This window comes from Chryseobacterium herbae (assembly GCF_025154075.1).
Lineage (GTDB): Bacteria > Bacteroidota > Bacteroidia > Flavobacteriales > Weeksellaceae > Chryseobacterium > Chryseobacterium herbae.
Window position 1 is genome coordinate 562,641 of sequence record NZ_JAOAMU010000003.1, and the last position, 25,411, is coordinate 588,051.

The 25,411-nt window shown below is 36.5% G+C and carries 24 protein-coding genes and 1 tRNA gene; 7 read left to right on the top strand and 18 right to left on the bottom strand.

Annotated elements, in window-relative coordinates:
• Positions 1 to 43: 43 nt before the first annotated feature.
• Both murA and N0B48_RS12555 read right to left on the bottom strand, forming a co-directional pair.
• A complete protein-coding gene (gene murA, locus N0B48_RS12550) occupies positions 44 to 1,351 on the bottom strand; it encodes a UDP-N-acetylglucosamine 1-carboxyvinyltransferase (protein ID WP_090023750.1) in 1,308 nt (435 codons plus the stop codon).
• A complete protein-coding gene (locus N0B48_RS12555; protein WP_259839133.1) occupies positions 1,351 to 2,049 on the bottom strand; it encodes a DUF4290 domain-containing protein in 699 nt (232 codons plus the stop codon). Before N0B48_RS12555 ends, murA begins: the two co-directional genes overlap by 1 nt.
• Positions 2,050 to 2,237: 188 nt before the next feature.
• Between N0B48_RS12555 and N0B48_RS12560 the strand changes: the two genes are divergently transcribed.
• Complete coding sequence (locus N0B48_RS12560; protein ID WP_259839134.1) at positions 2,238 to 3,671, top strand: alpha-amylase; 1,434 nt, start codon at positions 2,238 to 2,240, stop codon at positions 3,669 to 3,671.
• Positions 3,672 to 3,868: 197 nt separating this feature from the next.
• Here the strand turns inward: N0B48_RS12560 and N0B48_RS12565 are convergent, their stop codons facing one another.
• The 3 genes from N0B48_RS12565 to N0B48_RS12575 all read right to left on the bottom strand — a co-directional run bounded on the left by N0B48_RS12565 (position 3,869) and on the right by N0B48_RS12575 (position 5,180).
• A complete protein-coding gene (locus tag N0B48_RS12565; protein WP_259839136.1) occupies positions 3,869 to 4,282 on the bottom strand; it encodes a thiol-disulfide oxidoreductase DCC family protein in 414 nt (137 codons plus the stop codon).
• 10 nt (positions 4,283 to 4,292) lie between these two features.
• On the bottom strand, positions 4,293 to 4,754 hold the full coding sequence (locus tag N0B48_RS12570) for a heme-binding domain-containing protein (RefSeq protein WP_259839137.1): 462 nt from the start codon (positions 4,752 to 4,754) through the stop codon (positions 4,293 to 4,295).
• 87 nt (positions 4,755 to 4,841) lie between these two features.
• Positions 4,842 to 5,180: a hypothetical protein gene (locus N0B48_RS12575; protein WP_259839138.1), complete on the bottom strand. Its 339-nt coding sequence runs from the start codon at positions 5,178 to 5,180 to the stop codon at positions 4,842 to 4,844.
• Positions 5,181 to 5,770: 590 nt separating this feature from the next.
• On the opposite strand from N0B48_RS12575, the gene katG reads away from it, so the two are divergent.
• Together katG and N0B48_RS12585 are read left to right on the top strand one after the other, a co-directional pair.
• Positions 5,771 to 8,050: a catalase/peroxidase HPI gene (gene katG / locus N0B48_RS12580; protein ID WP_259839140.1), complete on the top strand. Its 2,280-nt coding sequence runs from the start codon at positions 5,771 to 5,773 to the stop codon at positions 8,048 to 8,050.
• A gap of 447 nt (positions 8,051 to 8,497) precedes the next feature.
• Entirely contained in the window at positions 8,498 to 10,255 is a 1,758-nt protein-coding gene (locus N0B48_RS12585) for a hypothetical protein (protein ID WP_259839141.1), read from the top strand.
• A 621-nt stretch (positions 10,256 to 10,876) separates the two neighbouring features.
• On the opposite strand, the gene N0B48_RS12590 is transcribed toward N0B48_RS12585, so the two are convergent.
• The 10 genes from N0B48_RS12590 to N0B48_RS12635 form a co-directional block, all read right to left on the bottom strand.
• Positions 10,877 to 13,189: a multicopper oxidase domain-containing protein gene (locus N0B48_RS12590; RefSeq protein WP_259839142.1), complete on the bottom strand. Its 2,313-nt coding sequence runs from the start codon at positions 13,187 to 13,189 to the stop codon at positions 10,877 to 10,879.
• A 25-nt stretch (positions 13,190 to 13,214) separates the two neighbouring features.
• Positions 13,215 to 13,670 carry a heme-binding domain-containing protein gene (locus N0B48_RS12595; protein ID WP_259839143.1) on the bottom strand — a complete coding sequence of 152 codons (456 nt, stop codon included), beginning with the start codon at positions 13,668 to 13,670 and terminating at the stop codon, positions 13,215 to 13,217.
• Between the two features lies 1 nt (position 13,671).
• A complete protein-coding gene (locus tag N0B48_RS12600) occupies positions 13,672 to 14,334 on the bottom strand; it encodes a DUF3347 domain-containing protein (RefSeq protein ID WP_259839144.1) in 663 nt (220 codons plus the stop codon).
• A 63-nt stretch (positions 14,335 to 14,397) separates the two neighbouring features.
• Positions 14,398 to 15,279: a DUF3347 domain-containing protein gene (locus tag N0B48_RS12605; RefSeq protein WP_259839145.1), complete on the bottom strand. Its 882-nt coding sequence runs from the start codon at positions 15,277 to 15,279 to the stop codon at positions 14,398 to 14,400.
• A 581-nt stretch (positions 15,280 to 15,860) separates the two neighbouring features.
• Positions 15,861 to 16,655: a LuxR C-terminal-related transcriptional regulator gene (locus tag N0B48_RS12610; RefSeq protein WP_259839146.1), complete on the bottom strand. Its 795-nt coding sequence runs from the start codon at positions 16,653 to 16,655 to the stop codon at positions 15,861 to 15,863.
• A gap of 454 nt (positions 16,656 to 17,109) precedes the next feature.
• Complete coding sequence (locus tag N0B48_RS12615) at positions 17,110 to 17,346, bottom strand: hypothetical protein (protein ID WP_259839147.1); 237 nt, start codon at positions 17,344 to 17,346, stop codon at positions 17,110 to 17,112.
• Positions 17,347 to 17,357: 11 nt separating this feature from the next.
• On the bottom strand, positions 17,358 to 17,606 hold the full coding sequence (locus tag N0B48_RS12620) for a helix-turn-helix domain-containing protein (protein WP_259839148.1): 249 nt from the start codon (positions 17,604 to 17,606) through the stop codon (positions 17,358 to 17,360).
• Positions 17,607 to 17,706: 100 nt separating this feature from the next.
• Positions 17,707 to 18,129, bottom strand: a complete 423-nt coding sequence (locus tag N0B48_RS12625; RefSeq protein WP_259839149.1) for a transposase — start codon at positions 18,127 to 18,129, stop codon at positions 17,707 to 17,709.
• Between the two features lie 176 nt (positions 18,130 to 18,305).
• The gene (locus N0B48_RS12630) at positions 18,306 to 19,115 is read right to left on the bottom strand and encodes a phage tail-like protein (RefSeq protein WP_259839150.1); all 810 of its coding nucleotides are present in this window, start codon (positions 19,113 to 19,115) and stop codon (positions 18,306 to 18,308) included.
• A gap of 17 nt (positions 19,116 to 19,132) precedes the next feature.
• Positions 19,133 to 19,426, bottom strand: coding sequence for a phage tail-like protein (locus N0B48_RS12635; RefSeq protein ID WP_259839151.1), 294 nt, complete (start codon positions 19,424 to 19,426; stop codon positions 19,133 to 19,135).
• Between the two features lie 414 nt (positions 19,427 to 19,840).
• On the opposite strand from N0B48_RS12635, the gene N0B48_RS12640 reads away from it, so the two are divergent.
• Positions 19,841 to 20,878 carry a threonine aldolase family protein gene (locus tag N0B48_RS12640; protein WP_259839152.1) on the top strand — a complete coding sequence of 346 codons (1,038 nt, stop codon included), beginning with the start codon at positions 19,841 to 19,843 and terminating at the stop codon, positions 20,876 to 20,878.
• An 80-nt stretch (positions 20,879 to 20,958) separates the two neighbouring features.
• On the opposite strand, the gene N0B48_RS12645 is transcribed toward N0B48_RS12640, so the two are convergent.
• Positions 20,959 to 21,029: transfer RNA gene (locus N0B48_RS12645), tRNA-Gln, on the bottom strand.
• A 257-nt stretch (positions 21,030 to 21,286) separates the two neighbouring features.
• Here N0B48_RS12645 and der point away from each other — a divergent pair.
• From der to upp, 3 genes are all read left to right on the top strand, one after another.
• Entirely contained in the window at positions 21,287 to 22,597 is a 1,311-nt protein-coding gene (gene der, locus N0B48_RS12650) for a ribosome biogenesis GTPase Der (RefSeq protein ID WP_259839153.1), read from the top strand.
• A 50-nt stretch (positions 22,598 to 22,647) separates the two neighbouring features.
• Entirely contained in the window at positions 22,648 to 22,992 is a 345-nt protein-coding gene (locus N0B48_RS12655) for a four helix bundle protein (RefSeq protein WP_259839154.1), read from the top strand.
• Positions 22,993 to 23,058: 66 nt separating this feature from the next.
• On the top strand, positions 23,059 to 23,709 hold the full coding sequence (upp, locus tag N0B48_RS12660) for a uracil phosphoribosyltransferase (RefSeq protein ID WP_259839156.1): 651 nt from the start codon (positions 23,059 to 23,061) through the stop codon (positions 23,707 to 23,709).
• A 3-nt stretch (positions 23,710 to 23,712) separates the two neighbouring features.
• Here the strand turns inward: upp and N0B48_RS12665 are convergent, their stop codons facing one another.
• Together N0B48_RS12665 and N0B48_RS12670 are read right to left on the bottom strand one after the other, a co-directional pair.
• Positions 23,713 to 24,402: an alpha/beta fold hydrolase gene (locus tag N0B48_RS12665; RefSeq protein ID WP_259839157.1), complete on the bottom strand. Its 690-nt coding sequence runs from the start codon at positions 24,400 to 24,402 to the stop codon at positions 23,713 to 23,715.
• A 198-nt stretch (positions 24,403 to 24,600) separates the two neighbouring features.
• Positions 24,601 to 25,254: a ComF family protein gene (locus tag N0B48_RS12670; RefSeq protein ID WP_259839158.1), complete on the bottom strand. Its 654-nt coding sequence runs from the start codon at positions 25,252 to 25,254 to the stop codon at positions 24,601 to 24,603.
• Positions 25,255 to 25,411 lie beyond the last annotated feature (157 nt).

Below are 25,411 nucleotides of genomic sequence, written 5' to 3' on the forward strand. Positions count from 1 at the left end.
CAAAAATTACTTTGAACGCTTTTTTATGGGAATAAATGTATTCTTAAATTCTTTCAATATCAGCACCAATCGCTTTCAGTCTTCCGTCAATATTTTCATACCCTCTGTCGATTTGTTCAATATTGTGGATGATCGATTTTCCTTCCGCAGAAAGAGCTGCGATAAGAAGTGCATTTCCTGCTCTGATATCCGGAGAAACCATGGTTGTTCCTCTTAAAGGAGCTTCCTGGTTCAGTCCGATTACTGTTGCTCTGTGCGGATCACATAAAATAATCTGTGCTCCCATGTCGATCAGTTTATCTACAAAGAATAATCTGGATTCAAACATTTTCTGGTGAACCAAAAGACTTCCTTTCGCTTGAGTAGCTACTACCAGGATAATAGACAATAGATCCGGTGTGAATCCCGGCCAAGGAGCATCTGAAATGGTAAGGATAGATCCGTCGATGAATTTCTGGATCTTATAATTTTCCTGAGCAGGAATGAAGATATCATCATTACTCTGTTCAAGTTGGATTCCTAATTTTCTGAATGTATTTGGAATAACGCCAAGCTGGCTCCAGTTTACATTTTTAATGGTGATTTCAGATTTGGTCATGGCGGCAAGACCTATCCATGATCCGATTTCTACCATGTCCGGAAGCATCGTATGTTCCGTACCACGAAGATGTTCTACCCCTTCAATGGTAACTAAGTTGGAACCGATTCCTGAAATATTCGCCCCCATTCTGTTCAGCATTTTGCATAATTGCTGAAGGTAAGGTTCGCAGGCAGCGTTATAAATTCTTGTTTTTCCTTTGGCAAGGGCAGCAGCCATTACAATATTCGCTGTTCCCGTTACAGAAGCTTCTTCCAGAAGAATAAATTTTCCTCTAAGCTCTTTAGCTTTTAATGAATAGAAATATTCCTCTTCATCATAATTGAATTCAGCACCCAGTTCAACAAGTCCCTGGAAATGCGTGTCCAGTCTTCTTCTTCCGATCTTATCACCACCCGGAGTTGGCATATAAGCCTCACCATAACGGGCAAGCATCGGACCCATCAGCATAATGGAACCTCTCAGTTTAGCACCGTCTTTTTTAAATTCGTCTGATTTTATATAATCGAAATTGACCTTATCGGCTTTGAATGTGAAATCGCCCTGGCCATTTTTAGTTACTTTTACACCAAAGTCACCCAAAATTTCAATCAGTCTGTTTACATCATGAATGTCCGGAATATTTTTGATTCTTACCTCTTCATCTGTTAACAGGACAGCACATAAAATTTGTAAAGCTTCATTTTTAGCCCCTTGTGGAGTGATTTCCCCATGCAGCCTTTTTCCTCCCCTTATCTGAAATGTTCCACTCATTACTTTCTGTTTTTATGGTTGTTGTTATGCCTTCTCTTATTAGTCTGGTCTTTGTTGTTACTAGTATTGCTGTTGTTTCGTCCGTTGTTATTATTGTTTCGGCTGTTATTGCTGTTGCTGTTGTTGTTTCGGCTATTGTTGTTACTGGTGTAGTAGATCTTGCTCTTTTCGAGAGATTCTATTCCCGTAAGGTCCAGCCTGTTTTCAGACAGTTCTTTCAGGTGACGGAAAATCACGTCATCCGTTACATGTTCCTTATTATAGACATTGTAAGACTTCTTCATATTGTTCGCGATCACTTCGATCAGGGCTTCTTTTTCGTCGCCGGGTTCCAGTTCGATGGCTTTATCAATCAGTTGAAGGATACTTTTTCCGTAAAACTTAAAATCACCCTGAAGTTTAGGGTATTCCATTCTTTTAGGTTTTTCTGCCAGCTGTTCTCTGGTAGGGAAAGGATATGGGGAGTCTACATCAAGATCATATTCTGCTAAAATGAAAAGATGATCCCAAAGTTTATGTTTATAATTTTCTTCGTCACGGAGTTGAGGGTTTCTCTGACCCATAAAATCGATAATGGCCATAGCCATTTCACTCCTTTCCTCTTTGGTAGGGAGCTCTTTGCAGCGTTCAACCAGCTGCTGTATGATTCTGCCATATTCCGGCATATGAAGCTGAGTTCTTTGGGTGTTATATTCCATAATATGCAAATATATGGATTAAAAGAAAAATTGTTTTGAAAATATTAAAAGTTTATGATATTTTAATGAAATATTTATGCAGTCTTTTGCGAAGATCTTTTAGTGGGAATGAAAATATTTCACGTTTTATAGAATTTGTTTTAATAAAATTGTAATTTAGTTAATAGGTTAATAATTAAAATACTAGAATGAAAAAAACACATTTTCTCGTTTCGATGCTGGTTTTAACAATTTTTAATGCCTGTCGGAATAATGATGAAAACGACAATGAAAATCCCCGAAAATTAGAGTCTCATACGAGAACCGTAAATGTTACCACGCATGACGGCCGTCCCTTCAGTACCGGAAGCGGATCAGTATCCGGAAAATTTGTATCCGGTCCCGGAGGCGGAGTGCTGATGCAGGGATTTTACTGGGATGTTCCCGAAGGTGGTATCTGGTGGAATGTTGTAAAAGATAAACTGACCGCCTGGTCTGATTCTGGAATCGGGGCAGTATGGCTTCCTCCCGCATCAAAAGCTCAAAACGGAGCCTATTCAATGGGATATGATCCAACTGATTATTATGATTTCGGAAATTTTAATCAGAACGGAAGTGTAGAAACACGGTTTGGATCCCGGACCGAGCTGGAAGCTTTAATTACAAAAGCTCACGCTGAAAATATGCAGGTTTATGCGGATATTGTCATCAATCACAACAGTGGCGGACAGTCTCAGGCGAATCCTTTCACTGGAACCAATACATGGACGGATTTCTCAGCAATAGCTTCAGGGAAATTTCCGAGAAGTTATAATGACTTTTACAAAAATTCTTACGGGAATAATGATGAAGGCGCCTTCGGAGGATTTCCGGATCTGTGCCATGCAAACCCTAATGTGCAGGACTGGCTTTGGGGAAGAGATGATTCTGTAGGGAAATATTATAAAAATGTCATGAAATTTGACGGTTGGAGATTTGATTACGTAAAAGGTTTCGGACCTTGGGTAGTCAATTCCTGGAATAGCAATGTGGGTGGATTTTCCGTGGGTGAACTGTGGGATTCAAATGTCAATACACTGGAATGGTGGGCGAATAATGCCAACAGCTCTGTTTTCGATTTCGCAGCCTACTATAAAATGGATGAAGCTTTTGATAACGGAAATTTAAATGTACTGAATGATGACATGATGTGGAAAAGAAATCCTTACAAAGCTGTGACTTTCGTAGCCAATCATGATACGGATATCATCAACAATAAAATGCCGGCCTACGCCTATATTCTTACGCATGAAGGCTATCCTACCATTTTTTACCGGGACTATGAAGAATGGCTGAATAAAGAAAAACTGAACAACCTGATCTGGATCCACAACAACAAAGCCACCGGAACCACTTCAATCCTCTACACCGATAATGACGAATATATTGCAAGACGTAACGGCTACAACGGAAATCCAGGACTCGTTGTTTATATCAACAATTCGACAAGCTGGCAGGAAAGATGGGTAGAAACCAATTGGAGCAGCAAGCAAATGAAAGATTTTACAGGTCATTCAAGCTGGTATCCAACGACACAGGGCGATAAGTGGGTGAAAATCCAGTGTCCACCGAACAGCTATTCAATATGGTCCCTGAACCAATAGAACCTAATGATGTAAAAACAAAAGCAAGGGTAATTTATCCTTGCTTTTTTTATTTATGATAGAAATATTCAATAGGAACGGGCTTTAGCCCGTTTGTCGTTTTAAGAAAAATCAATTGGCTTTAGCCAAAATCATAACACAGTCTATCCGCAATCATCTGTGAAAATCTTTGAAGTCTGTGGTTAAAATTTAAATCCTCAAACCTCAATAAATTTTTTCTTTTGCTCCCGATCCGGAAGAAAACATTTCTGATTCGCCAGCTTCATTCTGTTTCTGGAAACAAGGTCATACACCTGATCACTTAAAAATGCAGGTACAATTCTTCCAATAGCGGCCAGTTTATAAACACCGCCTAAAATATTCGCGATCTGCAAAACCGCCCGAGACTTCGTATAGTAATATTGTCCGGGCTTCCAGAGATAGAGTGTATTAAAAACTTTTGTTTCAAGACCTCTTTCAGCCAGAAACTTCTGTCCGAAACCAGATTGTAACGACGCAAACATAAATTGGTTGTTCTTATCCCGTTCGAGAACCCACTGCACCCAAAAATTACAGACGCCACATTCGCCGTCAAAAAATACAATATGTTGATCTTCCCATTTCTCCAGCATGATTTTGATATTAAAATAACATTTTCCTTTCGGTGTCTTCTTTTACTTTTTTGAAATATTTCACGAGTTCTTTACGCTGTTCAGAGGTTAGTTTGGCATCCTGATGTCCCACGTAATACGATTCCAGTGGCATTTCTTCTTTCCCCACCATTTCTATGCATTCTTCCAGTTTATGAGCCTGTTGCTTCGGTTCATATACAGCAAAGGTAGAGAAATTAAGATGTTTTCTGCCTTCATTTATATGATTTTTAACGAACAATGAAGCCGGTGAAATACTAGCATACCACGGATACTGAGTTTCGTTGGAATGGCAGTCGTAGCAAGAGGTACTGATGATTTTTGCAATAGGTTCCGGTGTATTTTTTATTTTCAGGAAATCCATTCCCGGAGTAGGAGGTGGATTGGTTTTATCGATGGGAAAAAACTGAATGATGATAAATGCTACGAGAAGGATAACCACTATTTTTTTCATATCGAATTCTTGTTTATATTATAAAAATAAGAAATTTTAGATAAGATTCCATCTTTATATTCTTCTATCCTGTAACTTTTGCTGTTTCTATGATGAGTGTGGTATTACGATAACTCGCGAATAATAGTAATTAATGTACATGTCATAATTCGTTAAATCCCAGGTTCCTTCTAACATTTTTATAAGGGCATTTATTATTTTTTCTAGATCTTCTGTGGGGAAAGGTTTGTTATAAAATCTCTTAAAATCTTCATCTTTAGTAGGAATGGATTGTAGCTCAATCAATGTAATATAGCTTCCTTTATTTTGAATGATATTTTTTACGTTTTGAAGGATTTGAATCATGGTCTGTTCTTCCGAAGAGTCTGATATATAGGTATCCCAAAGGAAAGCAAACCAACCTGCCATCTCACCATTTATTGCCATCCTGTGATATTCCTGAAGCTCTTTTTTCTTTGTAAAGATATATTCAGTTTTTTTTTAATTCTTCATTAATGTAATGGAATGCCAGCTGCATAAATATATCTGATGTTAAGAATCCTTTATCCTTATAATCCATGTTTTCTGTTGCCATAATGTAGTTGTTAAAATCAATGAATGGGTCAATTTGTGCAATATCATTGAGCAGGTATTACATTCTCAAATTCATCTGAAAAATTCACTTTTTGTATAGTTTTAGATCATATATTTCTGATTTCAAAAATGTCTAACTCTCAAATTTAGTGATTGTTGATGATAATAAGTATCAACTAGTATGGGTTTCATTTGAATCATTCTAAATATGCCTGTTTGCTCTTGCTTTTTACACGGTTGTTCTTGAATTTTTATTAACTTAATTGCATTATTATGCCTTTTGTGATCATGTAGTCAGAGAATTTGTAAAACGGAATTAATTATAGTTTTTAACTATTGTTTAAATTAAAATTAATAGATTGTATTTATAAAGCAGGCTTTGTAGATTTGTCAAGTCTTTAAGAATAAACTGTATTAATCAACATAAAAAATATTAAACGACAATGGAAAATGATTTAAATGACATCAGTAAATGCCCGTTTCATAACGGAACAATGAAAAAAGAAGCCGTAGCCGGTGGAGGAACCAAAAATCTTGACTGGTGGCCCGAGCAGCTGAGAGTAGATATTCTGCGCCAGCACTCGTCACTTTCAGATCCTATGGACAAAGACTTTGATTATGCTGAAGAATTTAAAAGCCTAGACCTTGAAGCCGTAAAAAGAGATCTTCATGCTTTAATGACAGATTCTCAGGACTGGTGGCCTGCAGATTTCGGGCATTACGGTCCTCTGTTTATCCGTATGGCTTGGCACAGTGCAGGGACTTACCGTGTAGGAGATGGTAGAGGAGGAGCCGGCGCGGGACAGCAGCGTTTTGCCCCTTTAAATAGCTGGCCGGATAATGTAAGTTTAGATAAAGCGAGAAGACTATTATGGCCTATCAAACAAAAATATGGGAAGCAAATTTCCTGGGCAGATCTTTTGATCCTTACCGGAAATATCGCTCTTGAATCTATGGGCTTTAAAACATTCGGTTTTGCAGGTGGGCGTGAAGATGTGTGGGAGCCGGATATGGATATCTATTGGGGTTCGGAAAAAACCTGGCTGGGTGGCGACTTACGTTATGCACACGGATCAGAAGGAGTAGCTGAGCAACATGGTGTTCTTCCTACCGATGATAATGCAGATGGTGATATTCACTCCAGAGATCTTGAAAAACCGCTTGCGGCCGTACAGATGGGACTTATTTATGTAAATCCTGAAGGACCGGACGGAAATCCGGATCCTATCGCAGCTGCTAAAGATATCAGAGATACTTTCGGACGTATGGCGATGAACGATGAAGAAACGGTAGCTTTGATCGCCGGTGGACATACTTTCGGAAAAACACATGGTGCCGGACCTGCGGACAACGTAGGAAAAGAACCGGAAGCCGCAGGAATTGAACTTCAGGGATTAGGATGGAGCAGTAATTATAAGTCAGGAAGAGGAACAGATGCCATTTCCAGTGGCCTGGAAGTAACCTGGACTGAAACACCGACCGAATGGAGCAATTACTTCTTTAAAAACTTATTCGAAAACGAATGGGAGCTTACCAAAAGCCCTGCCGGAGCTCATCAATGGGTCGCTAAAAATGGCGCAGAGATTATTCCTGACGCATTTGATCCTAATAAAAAACACAGACCTACGATGCTTACCACGGACCTTTCGCTAAGACTGGATCCTGAGTATGAAAAAATATCAAGACATTTCTACGAAAACCCGGATGCATTTGCCGATGCCTTCTCAAGAGCGTGGTTTAAACTTACCCACAGAGATATGGGCCCTAAAGTAAGATATTTAGGACCGGATGTTCCTCAGGAAGAACTGATTTGGCAGGATCCTATTCCTGAAGTGAATCATGAGCTGGTGAACGATTCGGATATTGATGCATTAAAGAACAAAATTTTAAATTCAGGATTGACTGTTTCTGAGCTGGTATCCACAGCATGGGCTTCCGCTTCTACATTCAGGGGAAGTGATAAACGTGGTGGTGCCAATGGAGCAAGAATCAGACTGGCTCCTCAAAAAGACTGGGCGGTCAACAACCCGTCTCAGCTTCAGAAAGTTTTGGATGGATTGGAAAGAATTCAGAAAGAATTTAATGATACTCAAAGTGGAGGAAAGAGAATTTCAATTGCCGATATGATCGTTTTGGCAGGAACTGTTGCAGTGGAAAAAGCAGCGAAAGATGCAGGACATGATATTAAAGTAGCATTCACGCCCGGAAGAATGGATGCATCGCAGGAGCAGACCGATGTAGAGTCTATGAATTATATGGAGCCTGCAGCTGATGGATTCCGTAATTATCAGAAAAAGAAATTCAGCGTGTCTACAGAATCTTTATTGATTGATAAAGCGCAACTTTTAACCCTTACCTCTCCGGAACTTACTGTACTGATCGGTGGTATGCGTGCGTTGGATGTCAATTTTGACGGATCCAAGCATGGTGTATTTACCAGCCGTCCCGGCTTGCTAACGAACGATTTCTTTGTTAATCTTTTGGACATGAATACACAGTGGAAATCTATCTCAGAAAGTAATGAAGTGTATATGGGAACAGATCGCTCAACGGGGCAGCCCAAATGGACCGCTACCCGTGCAGACCTTGTTTTCGGTTCCAATTCTGAATTGAGAGCGATTGCTGAAGTATACGGAAGCCGCGATGCACAGGGGAAATTTGTAAAAGACTTTGCAGGTGCATGGACTAAAATAATGAACTTAGACAGATTTGATCTGAAATAAACCTGTCAAAAAAATAACTGATAAAGTTCCCCCGGCCAGAATGGCCGGGGGAATTTTATTTATATAGGCGCGTAATTGACTGATTATTTTTAAAAATCTACGTTTAAGTTTTTTGGGACGATTCTCAGCATTAGATTGTGATGCAATTCAGATCGTTACTTTCATCAAACCTGGAATTTGCTGTTAACTTTTGTTACATGCAATTGTTTTTATCTACAACATATGAAACATTTTGATTGTAATGATTTGATTATTAGAGCTATTTTGCTTTTAAATTGTTAACTAAATAAAAATGTGAGTATATACAGAAGAATAAATTTATTTCGGCTTTGTTTTTTAAATGGAAATTATAATTTTAATACATATTTTGCTAATATGTTGATTTTAAACTATTTAATTTCGCATATTTTTATTGTGTAATTAAAATAGTGTTAAAAAAATGCATTGATGAAAAATAAAATTATTAGAATTTTAACTGTTTTGCTCTTTTCTATAATTATTGTTTCGTGTAGTTCCTCTAAGAAAGAAGAAGCCAACAATTATTTTAATCAGATTAACCAACATGTTTCCAAAGTTATTTATCAACCCGAAAAAATAAAAGAACTGAAAGAAAGGGAACAAAAAAAATATGAAAGTACCGGCGACCGTATATATAAGATCAGCAGCAGATACATTGAATTATTTTACAATTTCAATAATTCCGGAAACAAAAACGATGAAAATGCGATCAATCAGATTCCAATAGTATACGAACTGCTTATACTCAACAATAATGACTATGATTATATTACGATTGCCTGTAACTTTAATCTGGCTCATCAGTTTGAACACAAATCACCTAAACTGGCTATGCAGTTCCTGAATGAAGCAATTAAGCTTGATGAAAAACTGGGTAAAAAATATTATTTGCCTCATTTGTACCATATGAAAGGAAGATTGTTGTTTAATAATAAAAAGTATTCTCAGGCATTAACTTACTTCAATAAATCTCTTCAAAATCTTGATAAAACAAGACATAATCTGATATTTATTTCTTCCATGCATAATAATTTTGCATGGTGTCATGAAAAAATGGGACACCTTAATCTTGCATTAAAAGAAGCCGGAGAAGCTGCGAAGATTTTGGAAAACGAAAAGAATCTGAAGCCGGACGAAATAGCTTTTTTAACAGGTATAAAAGGAAGTATGGGATTTTATTACTTTAAGAAAAAAAACTTTCCCGAAGCAGAAAAGCTTCTTATTCAGGAATTTGAGGTTCATAAAAAAAGTAGAAAAAACGATCATGAGTCTATAGCCAATCTTACCAAATTATTTGACCTGTATAATGAAACCAACCAGAATGATAAAATGAAGGAGGTTGTAGAATATGGTAAATCTATAGAGCCTGAAATTACCATTATATCTGATAAAATTTTAATTAATGAGATGGTTCAGTCTTATTATTTAAAGATGAATGACACCCCAATGGTTAAAAAATTATGTAAAAAATTAATTGTACTGCATGACAGAAATGATGAAAAATCCAATCAGAGACTGACCTATATTTCGGATACCCTTAACAACTTTACAATCAGGAATATTGATCAAAAGCATCAATATACCATAGAGGCGCAGAAATTTAAAAATAAGCTGATGCTGATAGCGGTATGTATTGTGGGTATTATTTTTGGAGTTACGATTTATATTATTCGAAATATCAATAAAAAAGAGAAAGAACTGGTTGATAAAGAGAAGATTATCCTAATGAAAAACAAAAAAATTCTAGAACAGGATCTGAAACGTCAGGAAGAAAAGATAACCAATCTGCATTTGAATCTTAATCTGAAAATTGAAACGGAAAAAACTTTCCTGGACAATATTAGAAAGATGAAAAAGTTCAAAAATATTGATGCTGAACAGACCGTCACTGATCTTTTTCTCAAAATTAATAACCTGATCCAAATTGATAGAAAGAACTATGATTTGGTCAATGAGAGTTCTCTTGAAAATAAACTATTTATTCAAAGGCTTTCCGAAAAGTTTCCTTCGTTAACGAATAATGAACTGAAGTTTTGCGTGTATTATAAACTGGAGTTTTCTTCTAAAGAAATTTCGCTGCTGGAAAATATTACTGAAGGCAGTGCCAGGGTGTATAAAACTAAGATAAAAACTAAAATGAATATCGGAAAAGAATCCATACTGAATATATTCTTAAAAAGTATTTAATTGACCGTTCTTTTAGATTATTTATTTCAAAATGTAGCATGTTCAAATTAATTTTGACCATCTTTTGAATGGCCTGACCGGATTTTTTATCTTTTTGAACGTTTTTGTGTAGGATTTTAACCTGGTTTTTTAAATATTGTCATTTTTATTTTAATAGCCTGTTAATCAATTTATTGTGATTTAATAGTTAACGTTTTTTTAATGTTTTCCTTGGTTGTAGTTAACAAAAAGTAACGCTTCAAATGCTTGATTTTAAAACGGTAAGATTTATTTTTGCTTAACTATTTTAACCAAATCTTCAAAAAATAAGAAGTAGACCAATGAAGAACTACACAGATGATGAATTAAAAAAAATTACCAAGACTTACAGGTTAATTAAAAGACTGAAAAAGTTTGAGTTAATTTTTTATTTGGCGCTTTTTTTATTAATTGTTTATTTGGTGCTGAATAGTATGAAAGTATGACAGAATTTTTTTATGAAAGGTTGGGAAGCTTAAAAAAAATTCTGGAGAATTTAAACACATTTGATGAAAACAAATAACCGCTTGATTGTAAGCGGTTATTCTGTTGTCTTAATGTATTGGGTTACCCTGTTTAATAAATGGATATTACATTATTTCTTTAATAGTTCAATGAAATACCAGCACCAAAGCCCATATCACTGTCATAGTGAGTACGGAAATCAATGTTTTTACTGATCACATAGCGTAGCTCCGCCATATATTCCATATCGGTATTGACCATAAAACCTCCTCTTATTCTTTTGGAAATGGGAATGTCCTTACGCATTAACTGCAGGCGGACAATACCGTCATGATACATCTCGGCCTGGAAGGTAACAAGCATAGGTAATGTATACATAAACCCTAAGCTAACTGCTTTTCGGAAGTCTTTCTCATTGGTCTGTCCAAATAAATTGGTTTCACGGGGATCTATTCCCATTTTACGGTAACGCCAGTCGAAACCAATAAATGGCATGAACCACTGCATTTTTCCGATATATCTTCCTAAGTGGGTTTCCATTTCGTAACCATGCATGTTGTTGTATCCTAAACGCCACTCTGCACCTAAAGACCATCTCGAGTTTTGTAACATCACCTGACCATCATTCCCGTTAGTTGCGAAATCATTCTGGGCCATAAAGTGAGGCATATTGCTTTCCATCTGCAAAGCTTTGTATGCTTTTTCTTTGTTGGGAAGTCCAGGATTCTTATAATCACCAACCGCAAATACTCTGTTCATACCGGCCATCATATGGTAGAGGATGTGGCAGTGGAAAAACCAATCGCCTTCTTCATTAGCTAAAAACTCAATGGTATCTGTTTCCATCGGCATTACATCCAGTACATTTTTGAGCGGAGATCTTTCACCCTTACCATTAATGACCCTGAAATCAAAACCGTGTAAGTGCATCGGGTGTCTCATCATGGAGTTGTTATGAATGGTGATCCTTAATATTTCTCCTTTCTTCACCGGAATTTTGTCAGTTTCGGTAAGCACTTTATTGTCCATACTCCATACATAGCGATTCATATTTCCTGTCAGTGTAAATTTCAGTTCTCTCACGGGAGCGTCTTTAGGAAGAGTTGTGTTGTGAGGAGATTTAAGCATGGCATAGTTCAGGGTGACAATATCTCCCAGAGCGTTAGCATTATAACGGTTGGGGTCGTTATCCATATTCATATCCATACCCGAACTCATGTTATGCTTGCTGTGATCTACTTTTTCTTTTTGCTTCTCCTTTTTCTTTGGTTTGGCCTCACCGGTAATTTCAGGATACATTACTACATTCATGTCCATTTGGTTCAGACTCATCTTCATTCCCATATCATTCAGGTCACCATTCATTTTCATCATGTCATTCATCATTTTCATGCCTTCGAAGTATTTCAGACGTGGAAGAGGTGAAATAAGCTGTTTGATGCCACTACCCACATAATAACTGGCAGATTGGGTTCTGTCCTCAGTGGTAGCCAGAAACTCGTAAGCTCGCCCGTCTTCCGGAATAGTGACAACAACATCATAAGTTTCTGATACGGAAATGATTAATCGATCTACTTCTACAGGTTCTACGTCGTTCCCGTCATTGGCTACAACCGTTATTTTACCACCCGCATAGCGAAGCCAGAAGTAGGACGAAGCACCTCCGTTTGAAATCCGTAATCTGACTTTATCCCCTGCCTTAAGCGGTTTTCCGTCTACACTTTTCAGATCTGTAGCATTACTTCCATTGATTAATATTTTGTCATAATACACGTCACTTACGTCCATTGCCGTCATACGCTTCCATTCATTTGCGATCTTGGTTTTAAAGTATCCTTCTCTGATAGCTTCTGCGTAAGACTGCGTTGCATTTTTCTTAATTCCTGCCCAGTCGTTGGCATTATGCAGCATTCTGTTGATATTATCAGGATTAAGATTGGTCCATTCGCTTAAGACAATGGGAACGGTTGGCAGATCATCGATGCCTTTTCTGAAGGTTTTGTCATCATTATGTTTCTTCATGACAAAGTTCCCGTACATTCCGATCTGTTCCTGCAGTCCGGAATGGGAGTGATACCAGTGGGTTCCATGTTGAATGATGGGAAAACGATAAGTATAGGTTGCGCCTGGTTTTATCGGTTCCTGCGTTAAAAAAGGAACACCATCTTCTTTATTGGGTAAAAATACACCATGCCAATGGAGCGATGTACTTTCCTTAAGCTGATTGTGGACTGTAATTTCTGCAGTGTCACCCTCCGTGAAAGTAAGCGTTGGCATAGGAATCTGTCCGTTGACTGCAATCGCTCTTTTTTCTTTACCTGCGTAGCTGACAACAGTGTCCTTTACATAGAGCTCGTAACGGACTAGCTTTTGTGCGAAAACTGTTTCCGAACAGAGCAATATAAACATCACTGTCAGTAATTTTAGCGAGATATTTTTTTGTATTTTCATTTTTATATTTCTTGTTAAATGAAACTTATTCCTGCGTTTCTAACCATTGAGTTAAAATTTTTATCTGTGCATGAGTCAGCTTTGCATTGTTGTGCATGAGCGTGTAGGAAGGCAGAGGCATTTTTTTAGTTTCAATCTGTTTTTTTATTGAGGTTATTAATCTTTTTTGTTTTCGCTCCGAATAGGAATTCCATTCACTAAAGTTCAGGTCTTCCTTTGCTTCTTTAATGTGTTTTTCTACTAACAAGCTTCTGGCAGGCTGGATATAATCATACCATTCATAATTTGTATTATTGCTGTGACAGTCGTAGCAGGATGTCTGCATGATCGTCTTCATTTCAGCAGGCATATCGGGATAGGTCTGCATAAAATCGGTTGTAGCAGCAGGCCCCTTATCTACATTCGGGGCAGGCTGATAAAGCTGGACAGCAATAAAAACAAGAAGCAGAATTACTCCTGTAATTTTCAGTGCTTTTTTCATCTTAATATTCCTTTTTTACGGAGCCACAAGTCAACATTTTGCTACCGTAGTAAGGATTTTTGATCGTTTTTGATTCACTGATCCAGACAGCCCCTTTTCCGTCATTAAACATTGGGCAAAAATCACGATAAAGTTTTTGAGGTGTTCCGAATAGCGCAATAAGATCAGCCATATCCTGGCTTAATGGGGCCATGTGTTCTCTCTGGTGATCTATTTTTCCAACGTTGTCGCCAATGTGTTCCGCATTTTCTTTGGCATCATCTGCGATATCCATATATTCCTTGTGTTTGTCGGCAGGAATAGATTTCATGTCTGTATTTTTGATGGTAGCCAATAACTTTTTCCCGGCACTGGCCGCAGCTTTGTCATTATCTGCTGTAAGTGCATTTTTCAACTCGAGATAGTCCTTGATGATTGGAGAAATGGAAAAACTTTTTACCTCTTCTTTCACTGCGATTTTTGTCTCTTTTTCATTGGTAGGTTCCGGAGATACGTTAGCCGGCGTTTGTTCTGATGGTTGTGGTGCCTGCATTTCCTGCGTTTCTGTAGCAGCAGAAGTATGTTCAGCATGCTGATCTGTATTTTTATTGGACGCTTCTTTACATGAAAATAAGGTAAGTGCTGTTAGTGCTATTATAGTAAATGATGAAAATATATTTTTCATTGTGTGAATATTTATAGTTGTTAAAGTTTTGAATATCATAACGGGATGTCATGAATGTTTAATTTATTTATTGTCAATGGTTTCTACCGTACTTCCACAGTTGATCATTTTTGAACCGAAAAAAGGATTCTTGATCTCATTTTCCTGACTCAGCCAATCGGCTCCCTTCCCATTGTTGAACATTGGACAGTGCTGATAATAGATAGGAGTATCATATTGAGATACTTTAGCCAGATCATAGATGTTTTTAGACAGTAGGGCAAATGTCTCTCTCTGCTTTGAAATGTCCTTGGCTGAGGAGATGTTTTCAGCACTAGCTGTTAAATCCTTCATTACTTTCATCCAAACCACATGTTCTTCAGTAGAAAGTTTCGTCATTTCAATAGCTTTGGTTACTACCACTAACTTCGAGGCTGTTACGGATGCAGCTTCCGCATCTGTTTTCACTAAAGCATTCTTTATAGAAAAGTAGGTATCGAAAACAGGTTTCAATGGAGATGTATTTTGTGCAGGAGAAGTTTCTGCCTGGGTCATTTTACTGTGATCATGACCACTGTCGTTGGTGGCCATGTTCATACCGGCATCTTTGTTTTTAGCTGCCGGTTTCAGCTCTCTGGTATAATGACAACATTCCGGCAATGCGGCGTAAATATCATCAGGAGCTAAGAATTTTTCACTGTCGAAACCTGCCAGAGCAATTCGTCTTAAGATCTCATCCTGATTGGTTGTCTGGGAATCATAAGTTAAGGTAGCCATTTGAGTATCTTTATTCCAGCTTACGGCAGCTGTTTTCTTAAGGTTACCGGCTTTTTCTATCATACCTTTACAGATATCACAGCTTCCATAGATCTTTATGGTTTCTGTCTTTGTATTTTTAAATTGGGCATTCATTGTCAATGTGATCAACACAGTAAATGCAACCAATATTTTTGATATTAATTTCATTGGATGAATTGTTTTTAAAAGCAAAGGAACGGTACTGTCTATTGCTTTGTTTATAAACTGAGAATGTTGAAAACTAAGTGTGTTTTAGAAAAAAAACGCACAGTTTAGGCTGTAATGATTTGAAATTAGCCTATTTTAGGAATTAGCCATATGGACAGAAACCCCTTCGAAATTGCGGTTTCGTACGGTGAAAAAGAGATGAAATTAAAGTTTTTTAGTTTTAAAAAATTAAAATCATATTTGTTGAAAATCGTCGGATTGAGATTTGAAACGGGACATTTGCATAAAGGACTTTTACATTTCCCATTACATGTTTTTGAACCACAAAACTCACAATGATGTTTCTTGCCCGCTTTTACGGTTTTGGTTTCACAGCTGGAAGATTTCGCTGGAGAAAACTTTAGATCACACGCGTACATCTGCTTAGGCATTAATAAAAATCCCAGCAGAATAAAAATTAATATGTACTTGTGTTGAAACATTTCACTGCAAAAATAACAAATTATTTTCATTCAATAAAAGACAGATCCTCTTTTAATGTATTTTTTAATAGTTAATCCTATATTTTACACTGTTTTTATTTAAAGCACAAGTAAGCTGTGATTCATAGTATAGGCAATCAGTTCAGCCGAAGTTTTAGTATTTGTTTTTTTTCTAAGGTTACGTTTATGATTTTCCACCGTATGATACGAAAGGAAAAGCTTTTCTGCAATTTCCGGACTGTTGAAACCCTGGGCCATAAGTTGTAGAACGTCTTTTTCACGATGCGTTATATGAGGCTTTTCCATATCTATTTTATGCAAATTTTGATCAATATGCCTGAAATATTGAACTTCATTGTCCGTAAAATCTATGATGGAAAGTAATGGCATGTTTTGAATAATGAAATGGGAAAGATCATGAATAAATACTATAGAAGCTTTTATTTCGTAATTATGAGTAATTTGAAGCGGTGATTGAAGTAATATCCAGCGATATTCTCTATTTCGGTCGATCATTCTGCCATAATGATTGAACGTGATGTCCGTTTTTCCTTCTCTTAGAAACTGTAAACGTACGTTGGCAGAAAATACAAAGGCTGCCATCAAATACGCTCTGTCTTCCGGATGAAACAGATTCATAAAAAATTCAGTACCCGAATCCATCCAGTCTTCTTTTTTAAAAGGAGTAAACTGTTCAATGTTTTCGCTGGTTCGCTCTGTTTTCATTCTTGTACTATTATTAATAAACCACAGGTAGGGCCCTATAGCGAAATTTTTAGCGTTTTTAATGGAATTCGCAAAAAAATCAAAATAATTCTTAGGCAGTTCGCCGGCTTTTTTATCAAAATAATCATTAAACTGTTGTTCATCTATCGGATTGATCTTTTTTTTCATAACACTGTAAATAAAATGTGATATTGCTAGATAAAACGGGTCTGATATTTTTTTATATCGATAATTATACCAATGATTACAGAAGAAACTCAATAATTTCTACTGATATAAATTCTCTTGTCGAAGGAAAACAGCCGTATTTGTGAGCAATATCTTAGTAAATATTGAATCTTTTTAATGCGGTCTGTTGTTTTACGGAAAATGGTTAGAAGTAGTGGATCTGATCTGTTTGCCTTTAATAGGCTTTTATTTCAAGCGGTAAAAGACTTACCGAAATATCTTTAAATAGTTTATAAAGTAAGATCCGTAAAGCTCTTAGAGATCATGAAATCTAAATAAAACAAAGCATCGGTATTCCAAACAAAATTATAGGAAGAATTAGAATCACTGTATAAACTGTAATAAAAGGAATAAAAAAATATACCGATGCAATGTCATGTTTTTCAATGGAAATTTAATTTTGAATAGCATAATCATACACTGTATCTTCAGTAAGATATATATGCAGTTTTAGTTTAAATATTCCAAAAAATGATTTTTTCAAGATAAAGACACGCTCATTGGTATGTAATTTTTGTAGCTGGTAATCAGTAAGAAAACATTCGAGGTCGTCCATCTTTTTCCCAATCAATTGGTCTTCAGATATAATATTTTGGTTTTTATCATGGAAATAATATCTTTTACTTTTCATACTAGCGTGTTTTATTTATCAAGTCTTTTTATTTTTTTCCAGGCTGCCAAAGTATTCCGACTTAATTTAAATACTGAAGCAACTGCGATGTTGGTCATCTTGTTTTTTCTTTGGTATTCCAGTATTTTGGCAATACTTTCGTCATCATAAGATTTATGCTCATTACGTACTTTACCACCATGAAATAAAATGCGGTTGAGGGTAATAACTTCTAATGAGGATAGTTTTTTCTTTTCAAGATAATTCCTGCAACTGGACATCTTTTCCGGAAATTTGCTCGAAATGATATCAGAAAAAATTTTCACATAATGAGGCCCTTCATTTTCCACGATGATTTTAGTGTTTTATGGAGAAGTGTTTTTATGATTTATATTTTCCAAGCCACTTATATAGGGTGGTTTTTGGAATTCTGTATTCTGCAATAACCTGGTTCTTAGTTTTTTCTCCGTTTTCGATCAGGTCTAAAATGAAATCAATAATTTCTTTTGTATAAATGTTTTTCCTGAATTTGGGTAATTCTGATTCTTGTTTTAAGCCAGAATGTTTTTTTACAAGTACCGGAGCATACCAGATCAAATGCTGGGTATAAATCCTGAAAAAATCATATTCTAAAATTTTGCTCCATCTCAATATGACATCAGAATCAAGACTTTTTGCGGTGTACATGATATTAAGTTCATTTTCTGAGCAGTTGAGAAATTTACAAATTCGGGAAGTTTCAATTTCAGATTCCAATGCTCTTTTCTGAATGATGTGGCCTATATGTATATTTTTAAAATTCATTAATTCTTTATTTAAATTATTGAAAATAAAACCGGATAAAATTGAAGAACAATATGCCGACTGTTGGAATGTTGTAAGTGCATTTTTTAATCAAACCAAAATCCTCTGGCAGGCCTGTAATCATGATAAAATATATAAAATGTGTTTTTTAATTGGATTAAAGATTCAGATTGTTATTATTTAAACTCAAAAATATAAGTGAGCATAGATTGGTTTTCCTTTCCTGTTTCATTTCCACCATTGGCAATAGCGTTCGAAACATCCTCTTTAAAGATATTCACTCCTATTAAAAATTTCCTTCCTGCCCATTTAGCGGGAGAAGTCACAATTGCATAACAGTTTTGAGCCTCCGTATAATAAGTTACATTATCACCGTCTATAAATCTTCCCTGAGCATTATTTAAACTGATATTACTAGCCACTATTGGATTGTAAAATGCATTACTGCTGTAGTTAAAAGTAATTCTCTCTCCTGAAACATTATATAGAACGGCTGAATAAGTGTCTCCGGTCCTCCTTCCCACATCAATTCTAAACAGATCATTGGAGGCAAAATTTCCATTGGCAGGATAAGACCCATACAACTGAGTGTTAGTAGGACTATATTGAGGTGGAGGTACAGAAATTATACTTCCGGTAATCCCTGGATAAATAGGTTTATAACGCCCGAAAATCATATTCCCGAAAGGAAGATTAGGATCTTCATTCAGACACTCCCAACGAGGCATAGCTGGTGTGCCATTATTAACCTGCAAACAATTATCAGTGGTATTATAAATCATCAAACCTGTGGCCGGCTGGGAAATAGAATCTCTGTTACTGGTAGACATAGTTCCCAATAAAGTTCCTTTATACTGATTGGAGGTGTTGGTAGGGGCTACATGTAAATTGGAAGACTGATCCGGTGTAGAAGTGCTTATTCCGACTTGTCCTTTTGATAAAACTACACCTGTTATTATAAATATTGTAATACTTAATTTATTCATTTTGATACAATTCATTTTTATGATCTGGTTTTTATACACACCCATTGAGAGGCAGCTGGAGTACCCTTATTCACTTTCAGACACTTGGTTACAGTATCATAAACGATCAGACCTTTAGCAGGGTTTAATATCGTATTGATCTGGTTTGTTGTCATTGGGCTTAAAAGAGTTCCTTTATATTCTCCCTTTAAATTTGTGGGAGCTACTGTAAGGTTACTTGATGGATGAGGTGTCGATGAATTAATAGCAACCTGTCCGGATGCGTGTGAGGTGTATAAGGCTACACCTATCAAAATCATTTTTTTTTTCATTTTTTTTCAATTGTATAATTACAAATCTTAAACATGCCAGAAGGCTTGTTTAGGGTGATAGGTTATTTGTGTTTTTTTCAACCGAATGGTGTCGGTAGTATCTTGAGGGCAAAGTTAGGAGACCGGAAAATTAAAACATATAGCAGATATCTGTCATTTTTTTCATTTTGAATGAAGGTAGTGGTAATAAAAGCTAATTTTGTTTGTCATTATTGTTGTTAATCGACCTGTTTGAAGGTTTTTTAGATTCAATATGCGGTGAATTATTAAGAAATCAATAAAATGTATTTTGAGTGGGATGCCAATTATAATTAGATATCATCTTTTTACTATAATCATAGTAAGTGAAAACTGATAGCTGGTAATTATTGAAGATAAATAAAGAATGAAATTAATAAATAGATTTTTTTTAGTATGGAAAATGAAATAATAGACCTAAGGAGTGACACCTTAACTTTACCCACACCGGCAATGAAAAATGCAATGAACAATGCGGTATTAGGTGATGATGTATATCGTGAAGATCCTACCGTGAATAAACTGGAAGAAAAAGTTGCTGCGATGTTCGGAATGGAAGCTTCCTTGTTTTGTCCCACAGGAACTATGACCAATCAATTGGCGATTAAAGTTCACACAAAACCTGGGGATGAAGTCATTTGTGATCAGCTTTCCCACATTTATCTGTATGAAGGAGGAGGAATTGCCATGAATGCTTTTTCCTCCGTGCGACCGCTGGCCGGGGACTATGGAAAACTAAATGCAGCGCTGGTAAAAGACGCTGTCAATAATCCGGATGATATTCACCAGCCCATAACAAAGCTTGTTGTATTAGAAAATACGACCAATAAAGGCGGTGGAAGTATTTATAATTTTGATGAGATAAAAAAAATCAAAAAAATCTGTACAGACTATGGACTTATTCTACATTTAGACGGAGCCAGATTGTTTAATGCTTTAACTGAAACTTCAGAAACTCCTAAGGACTATGGAGAAGTATTTGACAGTATATCCATATGCTTATCAAAAGGATTGGGATGTCCGGTAGGATCTGTACTGATTGGTTCCTCTGAGTTTATTAAACAGGCAAGAAGATCAAGAAAAGCAATGGGAGGAGGTTGGAGACAGGCTGGAGGATTAGCCGCAGCAGGGATTTACGCTCTTGACAATCATTTCCCTTTGCTTAAAGAAGATCATTTGAGGGCAAAAAAAGTGGGCAATTTATTGCTGGCCAATACGGATATTATACGGTTATATCCTGTTGAGACCAATATTGTGATTGGAGAGCTTCCGGAAGATATAGACGCAGTAACCTTTGTTGTTATAATGAAGGAAAAAAATATATTATGTTCTCCTTTTGGAAAAAACCTGGTACGTTTTGTGACCCATCTGGATTTTACAAACTCTCATTTGGAAATACTGGAAAGCAGATTAAAGGATTTGAAGATCAAATAAAGAAGTCAGTACTAAAATTGCAGGGTGTGATTAGAAAACAAAAAAAACCATCTGATTTTCAAATGGTTTAAAATAATATGTAGACCCACAGGGATTCGAACCCCAACTGATGGTACCAAAAACCAGAGTGCTACCGTTACACCATGGGTCTGTTTATTTTGGTGGCGCGAAATTATAAAAAATAATTGATTGAAAAAAATATTTTTTGACAGATTAACAACTGAAAAGGTAGTATTAATCCGTAATTGTATGATTTTAAATAGAATAGATAGGCAGGTGTTTTTGTTTTGTAAACAATTTTAGAGGGTTCAATTTTCAACAACTAAATAATAAAATCTTATCTTTGCAAAAAATTGGGCTCCAAAAGTTGGAGATACCCATTAATAATTTCATTTATTAAACATTTTTATGTCAAATATTGTCGCAATCGTTGGGCGTCCCAACGTAGGAAAATCCACACTTTTTAACCGTTTACTAGAAAGAAGGGAAGCCATCGTAGATTCTACGGCTGGTGTTACCAGAGACCGTCATCACGGGAAATCTGACTGGAACGGAGTAGATTTTACAGTTATAGATACCGGCGGATATGATGTAGGAACGGATGATATTTTTGAAGAAGAGATCCGTAAGCAGGTTCAGCTGGCAGTAGATGAAGCTACATCTATCATTTTTATGATGAATGTAGAAGAAGGCCTTACTGATACCGACTATGAGATCTACCGTCTTTTAAGAAGATCAAACAAACCGATCTATATTGTCATCAATAAAGTGGATTCTTCAAAAGAAGAACTTGCTGCTACAGAATTCTACCAGTTAGGTATTGATAAATATTACACCCTTTCTTCAGCTACAGGTTCCGGAACAGGAGAGATCTTAGATGATATCGTTAAAGATTTCCCGACAACAGACTACAAAGATCCATTTGAAGGTCTGCCTAAGATCACCATTGCAGGACGTCCAAACGTGGGAAAATCTACTTTGACCAATGCTTTGCTTGATGTAGAAAGAAATATTGTAACAGATATTGCAGGGACTACAAGAGACAGTATCCAGACACTTTATAATAAATTCGGATACGAGTTTGTGCTGGTAGACACTGCTGGAATGAGAAGGAAGTCTAAAGTAAATGAAGACCTGGAATTCTATTCGGTAATGAGATCTATTCGTTCCATTGAATTTTCTGATGTGGTCATCATTATGGTAGACGCTACATTAGGATGGGAATCTCAGGATATGAATATCTTCGGACTAGCTCAGAAAAACAGAAAAGGAATTGTGATTGTGGTCAATAAATGGGACCTTGTAGAAGACAAGAAGACCAATACCATGCGTGATTTCGAGAAAGTAATCAAAGATAAAATCGGTCAGTTCAGTGATATTCCTATTTTATTCATTTCAGCTTTAACGAAGCAGAGAATTTTAAAAGCCGTAGAAGTGGCAATGGAAGTTTACGAAGACCGTAAAAAGAAGATCAAAACTTCAAAACTGAACGAAATAATGCTTCCTATCTTTGAACGTACTCCGCCACCTGCCAACAAAGGGAAATATATTAAAATCAAATATTGTGTACAGCTTCCAACGCCGTCTCCGCAGTTTGTATTTTTCTGTAACCTACCGCAGTACGTAAAAGAACCTTACAAAAGATTTACTGAAAACCAGCTGAGAAAAGAATTCGGATTTACCGGAATTCCTATTGAAGTCTATTTCAGACAGAAATAAGATGATTTGCTGATAAGTTAATTTGATGATGTGCTAATGTCAATTAAGATATGGAAAAGAAGAATGAAATTTTAGATTTAAGTATCAGGTTTTCATTGGACATCATTAAATATACTGAATTACTTGAGAGTAGCAGAAAGTTTGTCATTGCAAACCAGCTCATGAAATCAGGAACATCGATTGGAGCTAATATTTTTGAGGCGCAGAGTTCTGAAAGCAGGGCAGACTTTATCCACAAACTGAAAATTGCAGATAAAGAAGCGAAGGAGACCGAATATTGGTTATTGCTTTGTGAAAACTCTGAAAATTATAACTTTGACCCGGCTTTGAAAATACAGTTATTAAGTATTCAGAAATTATTATCTAAAATAATCTCAACTGCCAAGAAACAGTAATAGATTCAACAATCATCAAATCAACATATTACCAAATCATCACATCATTATATTATCAAATTGACTATGGTAACAGAACTTTCAAAACAGTCTTCTTTAATAAACTCCTGGATTAATGAGCTTAGGAATATAGACATCCAGCATGACAGAATGCGATTCCGTAGAAATATGGAACGTATAGGTGAAATTGCAGCGTTTGAGATCAGTAAAGGGTTGGAATATAAAGAAGTAGAGATTCAAACTCCTTTAGATAAGATCAAAGTTCAGGAAATAGCTGTTCAGCCGGTGATTACCACTATTTTGAGAGCCGGGGTTCCTTTGTTTGAGGGGATTTTGAGCTACCTGGACAGAGCAGACTGTGGTTTCGTTGCAGCCTACAGAAAGCACGATGCCAATGATTATTTCTCAATCAAACAGGATTATCTTACCTGTCCGAATATTGAAGGAAGACCATTAATTGTAGCTGATCCTATGTTGGCAACAGGAGCTTCATTAATCGAAGCCATAAAAGACCTTTTGACAAACGGAACACCAACTCAACTGCATATTGTAGCCGCAATTGCTTCCAGACAAGGAGTAGAAACCATCGAAAAAGCTTATCCTGATGCGAAAATTTGGGTTGGAGCTATCGATGAAGGATTGACTTCGAAAGGATATATCACACCAGGACTTGGTGATGCCGGGGATTTAAGCTACGGTGAAAAACTACAACGATAAATATTAAGAGAGATTCCAGAAATCTTTCATCAGATCAGATAATAAATTAGGCCGTACTTTTTCCATAGGATGTTTTGTATCCGGCAGTATGGCCAATTTTGCATTCGGAATACTTCGGTAAGCACGGATGCTTTCCTCTATACTCACCATATTGTCTTTATCCCCGGTCATAATCTGCACAGGAATAGTAATAGCCCACAGACTGCTTTCATTCAGAGGTGGATTTTTACCTAACGAAACCATCATTTGGGCAATGGCCGGCAGTAATTGCTTCCATTTTGCACCATGTTGATTTTCCAGCTGTTCAGCATATTTTGGAACTTTCACAAGAATAGATTCCGGATCCAGCATTTTACTTTCCTTTATAGCCTGTTCCTCAGTCCAGTTGAATTTTGTACCCAAAGTCATGATGGAATTAATTCTTTCAGGATATCTCAGAGCACAGTTGAGTGCAGCGTAACCTCCCATGCTGTGCCCGAAAATACAAACATCTGTGAGGTCTTCTTTTTCTAAATAATCCTTTATCTCCTCCGTGTATTTTTCAATGCTGATGCCGCTTTCAGACAGTTCAGTATTTCCATGTCCTGAAAATAAAAGCGTGTGGATATTGAAATATTCTGACAACTCCTTTTCATAAGGCTTAAAAATATCACTGTGTCCCAACGCTCCATGCAGTAAAAGCAGATTTTTCATAATCAAAAGTTTACCCGAAAATTAAGAAAAAGAATTGAGCTTTGCAGTACGAGTTTGAGGGTTTGAGAGTCAGAGCGTCCGCGAGTGGGAGTGTCGGAGAGTTTTAGAGTTGCTGGTTGCTAGTTCTAATCCCGAAACCCGCATCCCGAAACTTTTTAGTCGTTATTCATTAGCCCGTAACCCGAAACTCTCAAACTCCTACACATCAACTGCCATCACCAAAATACTCACCCTGTTATCACCCGCATTTAGAATCTCCCAGGCAATAGAGGATACCGTATTTCCGGTAGTGAAAACATCGTCTATTAAAAGAATGTGTTTCCCGGAAATCGGTTTTGAAAGGGAAAAGGGATTCACTGTTTCCAGTCTGTTTTTTTTGTCTTTTAAGGCTTGTGCTTTGGAATAATGATTTCTTTGAATGATTTCATGATCAAACGGAATGTCATAAAACTTTGACAAAGCTTCTGTGAACAGATGAAGCTGGTTATAACCTCTTTCCTTTAGTTTTTTAGGATGAAGCGGAACTGAAACCAGTAGGTCCGGCTTTTTATCTTTAAGATCCAGACGCTCTGTTGTCCATTCAGCAAGAGTATTGCCGGCATTTTCCCTGCTTTTGTATTTCAGTTCATGGATGATTTTCTGGCTCAATCCATCCTGTTCAAATTTCATCAGGGCATACGTATTTTCTACAGGGAACATGAGTTTACATTTTTCTTTGATGATATGGTCACCGGAATAATCAAAGTGGGTAAAATGAATCTGTTCAAAACATAAACTGCAGACCAAAAGTTCCGCGTCTATGATCCGGCTGCAGTGAATACAGCGGTTTGGGAAAAATAAATCTAATATCATTTTGTGTTTTTTTTAAAATTAGAAGTTAGAAGCTAGAAATTAGAATTTAGAGGTGGGATTTGTAATTTTGCAACTATCAACTATCAACTATCAACTATCAACTATCAACTATCAACTATCAACTATCAACTATCAACTATCAACTATCAACTATCAA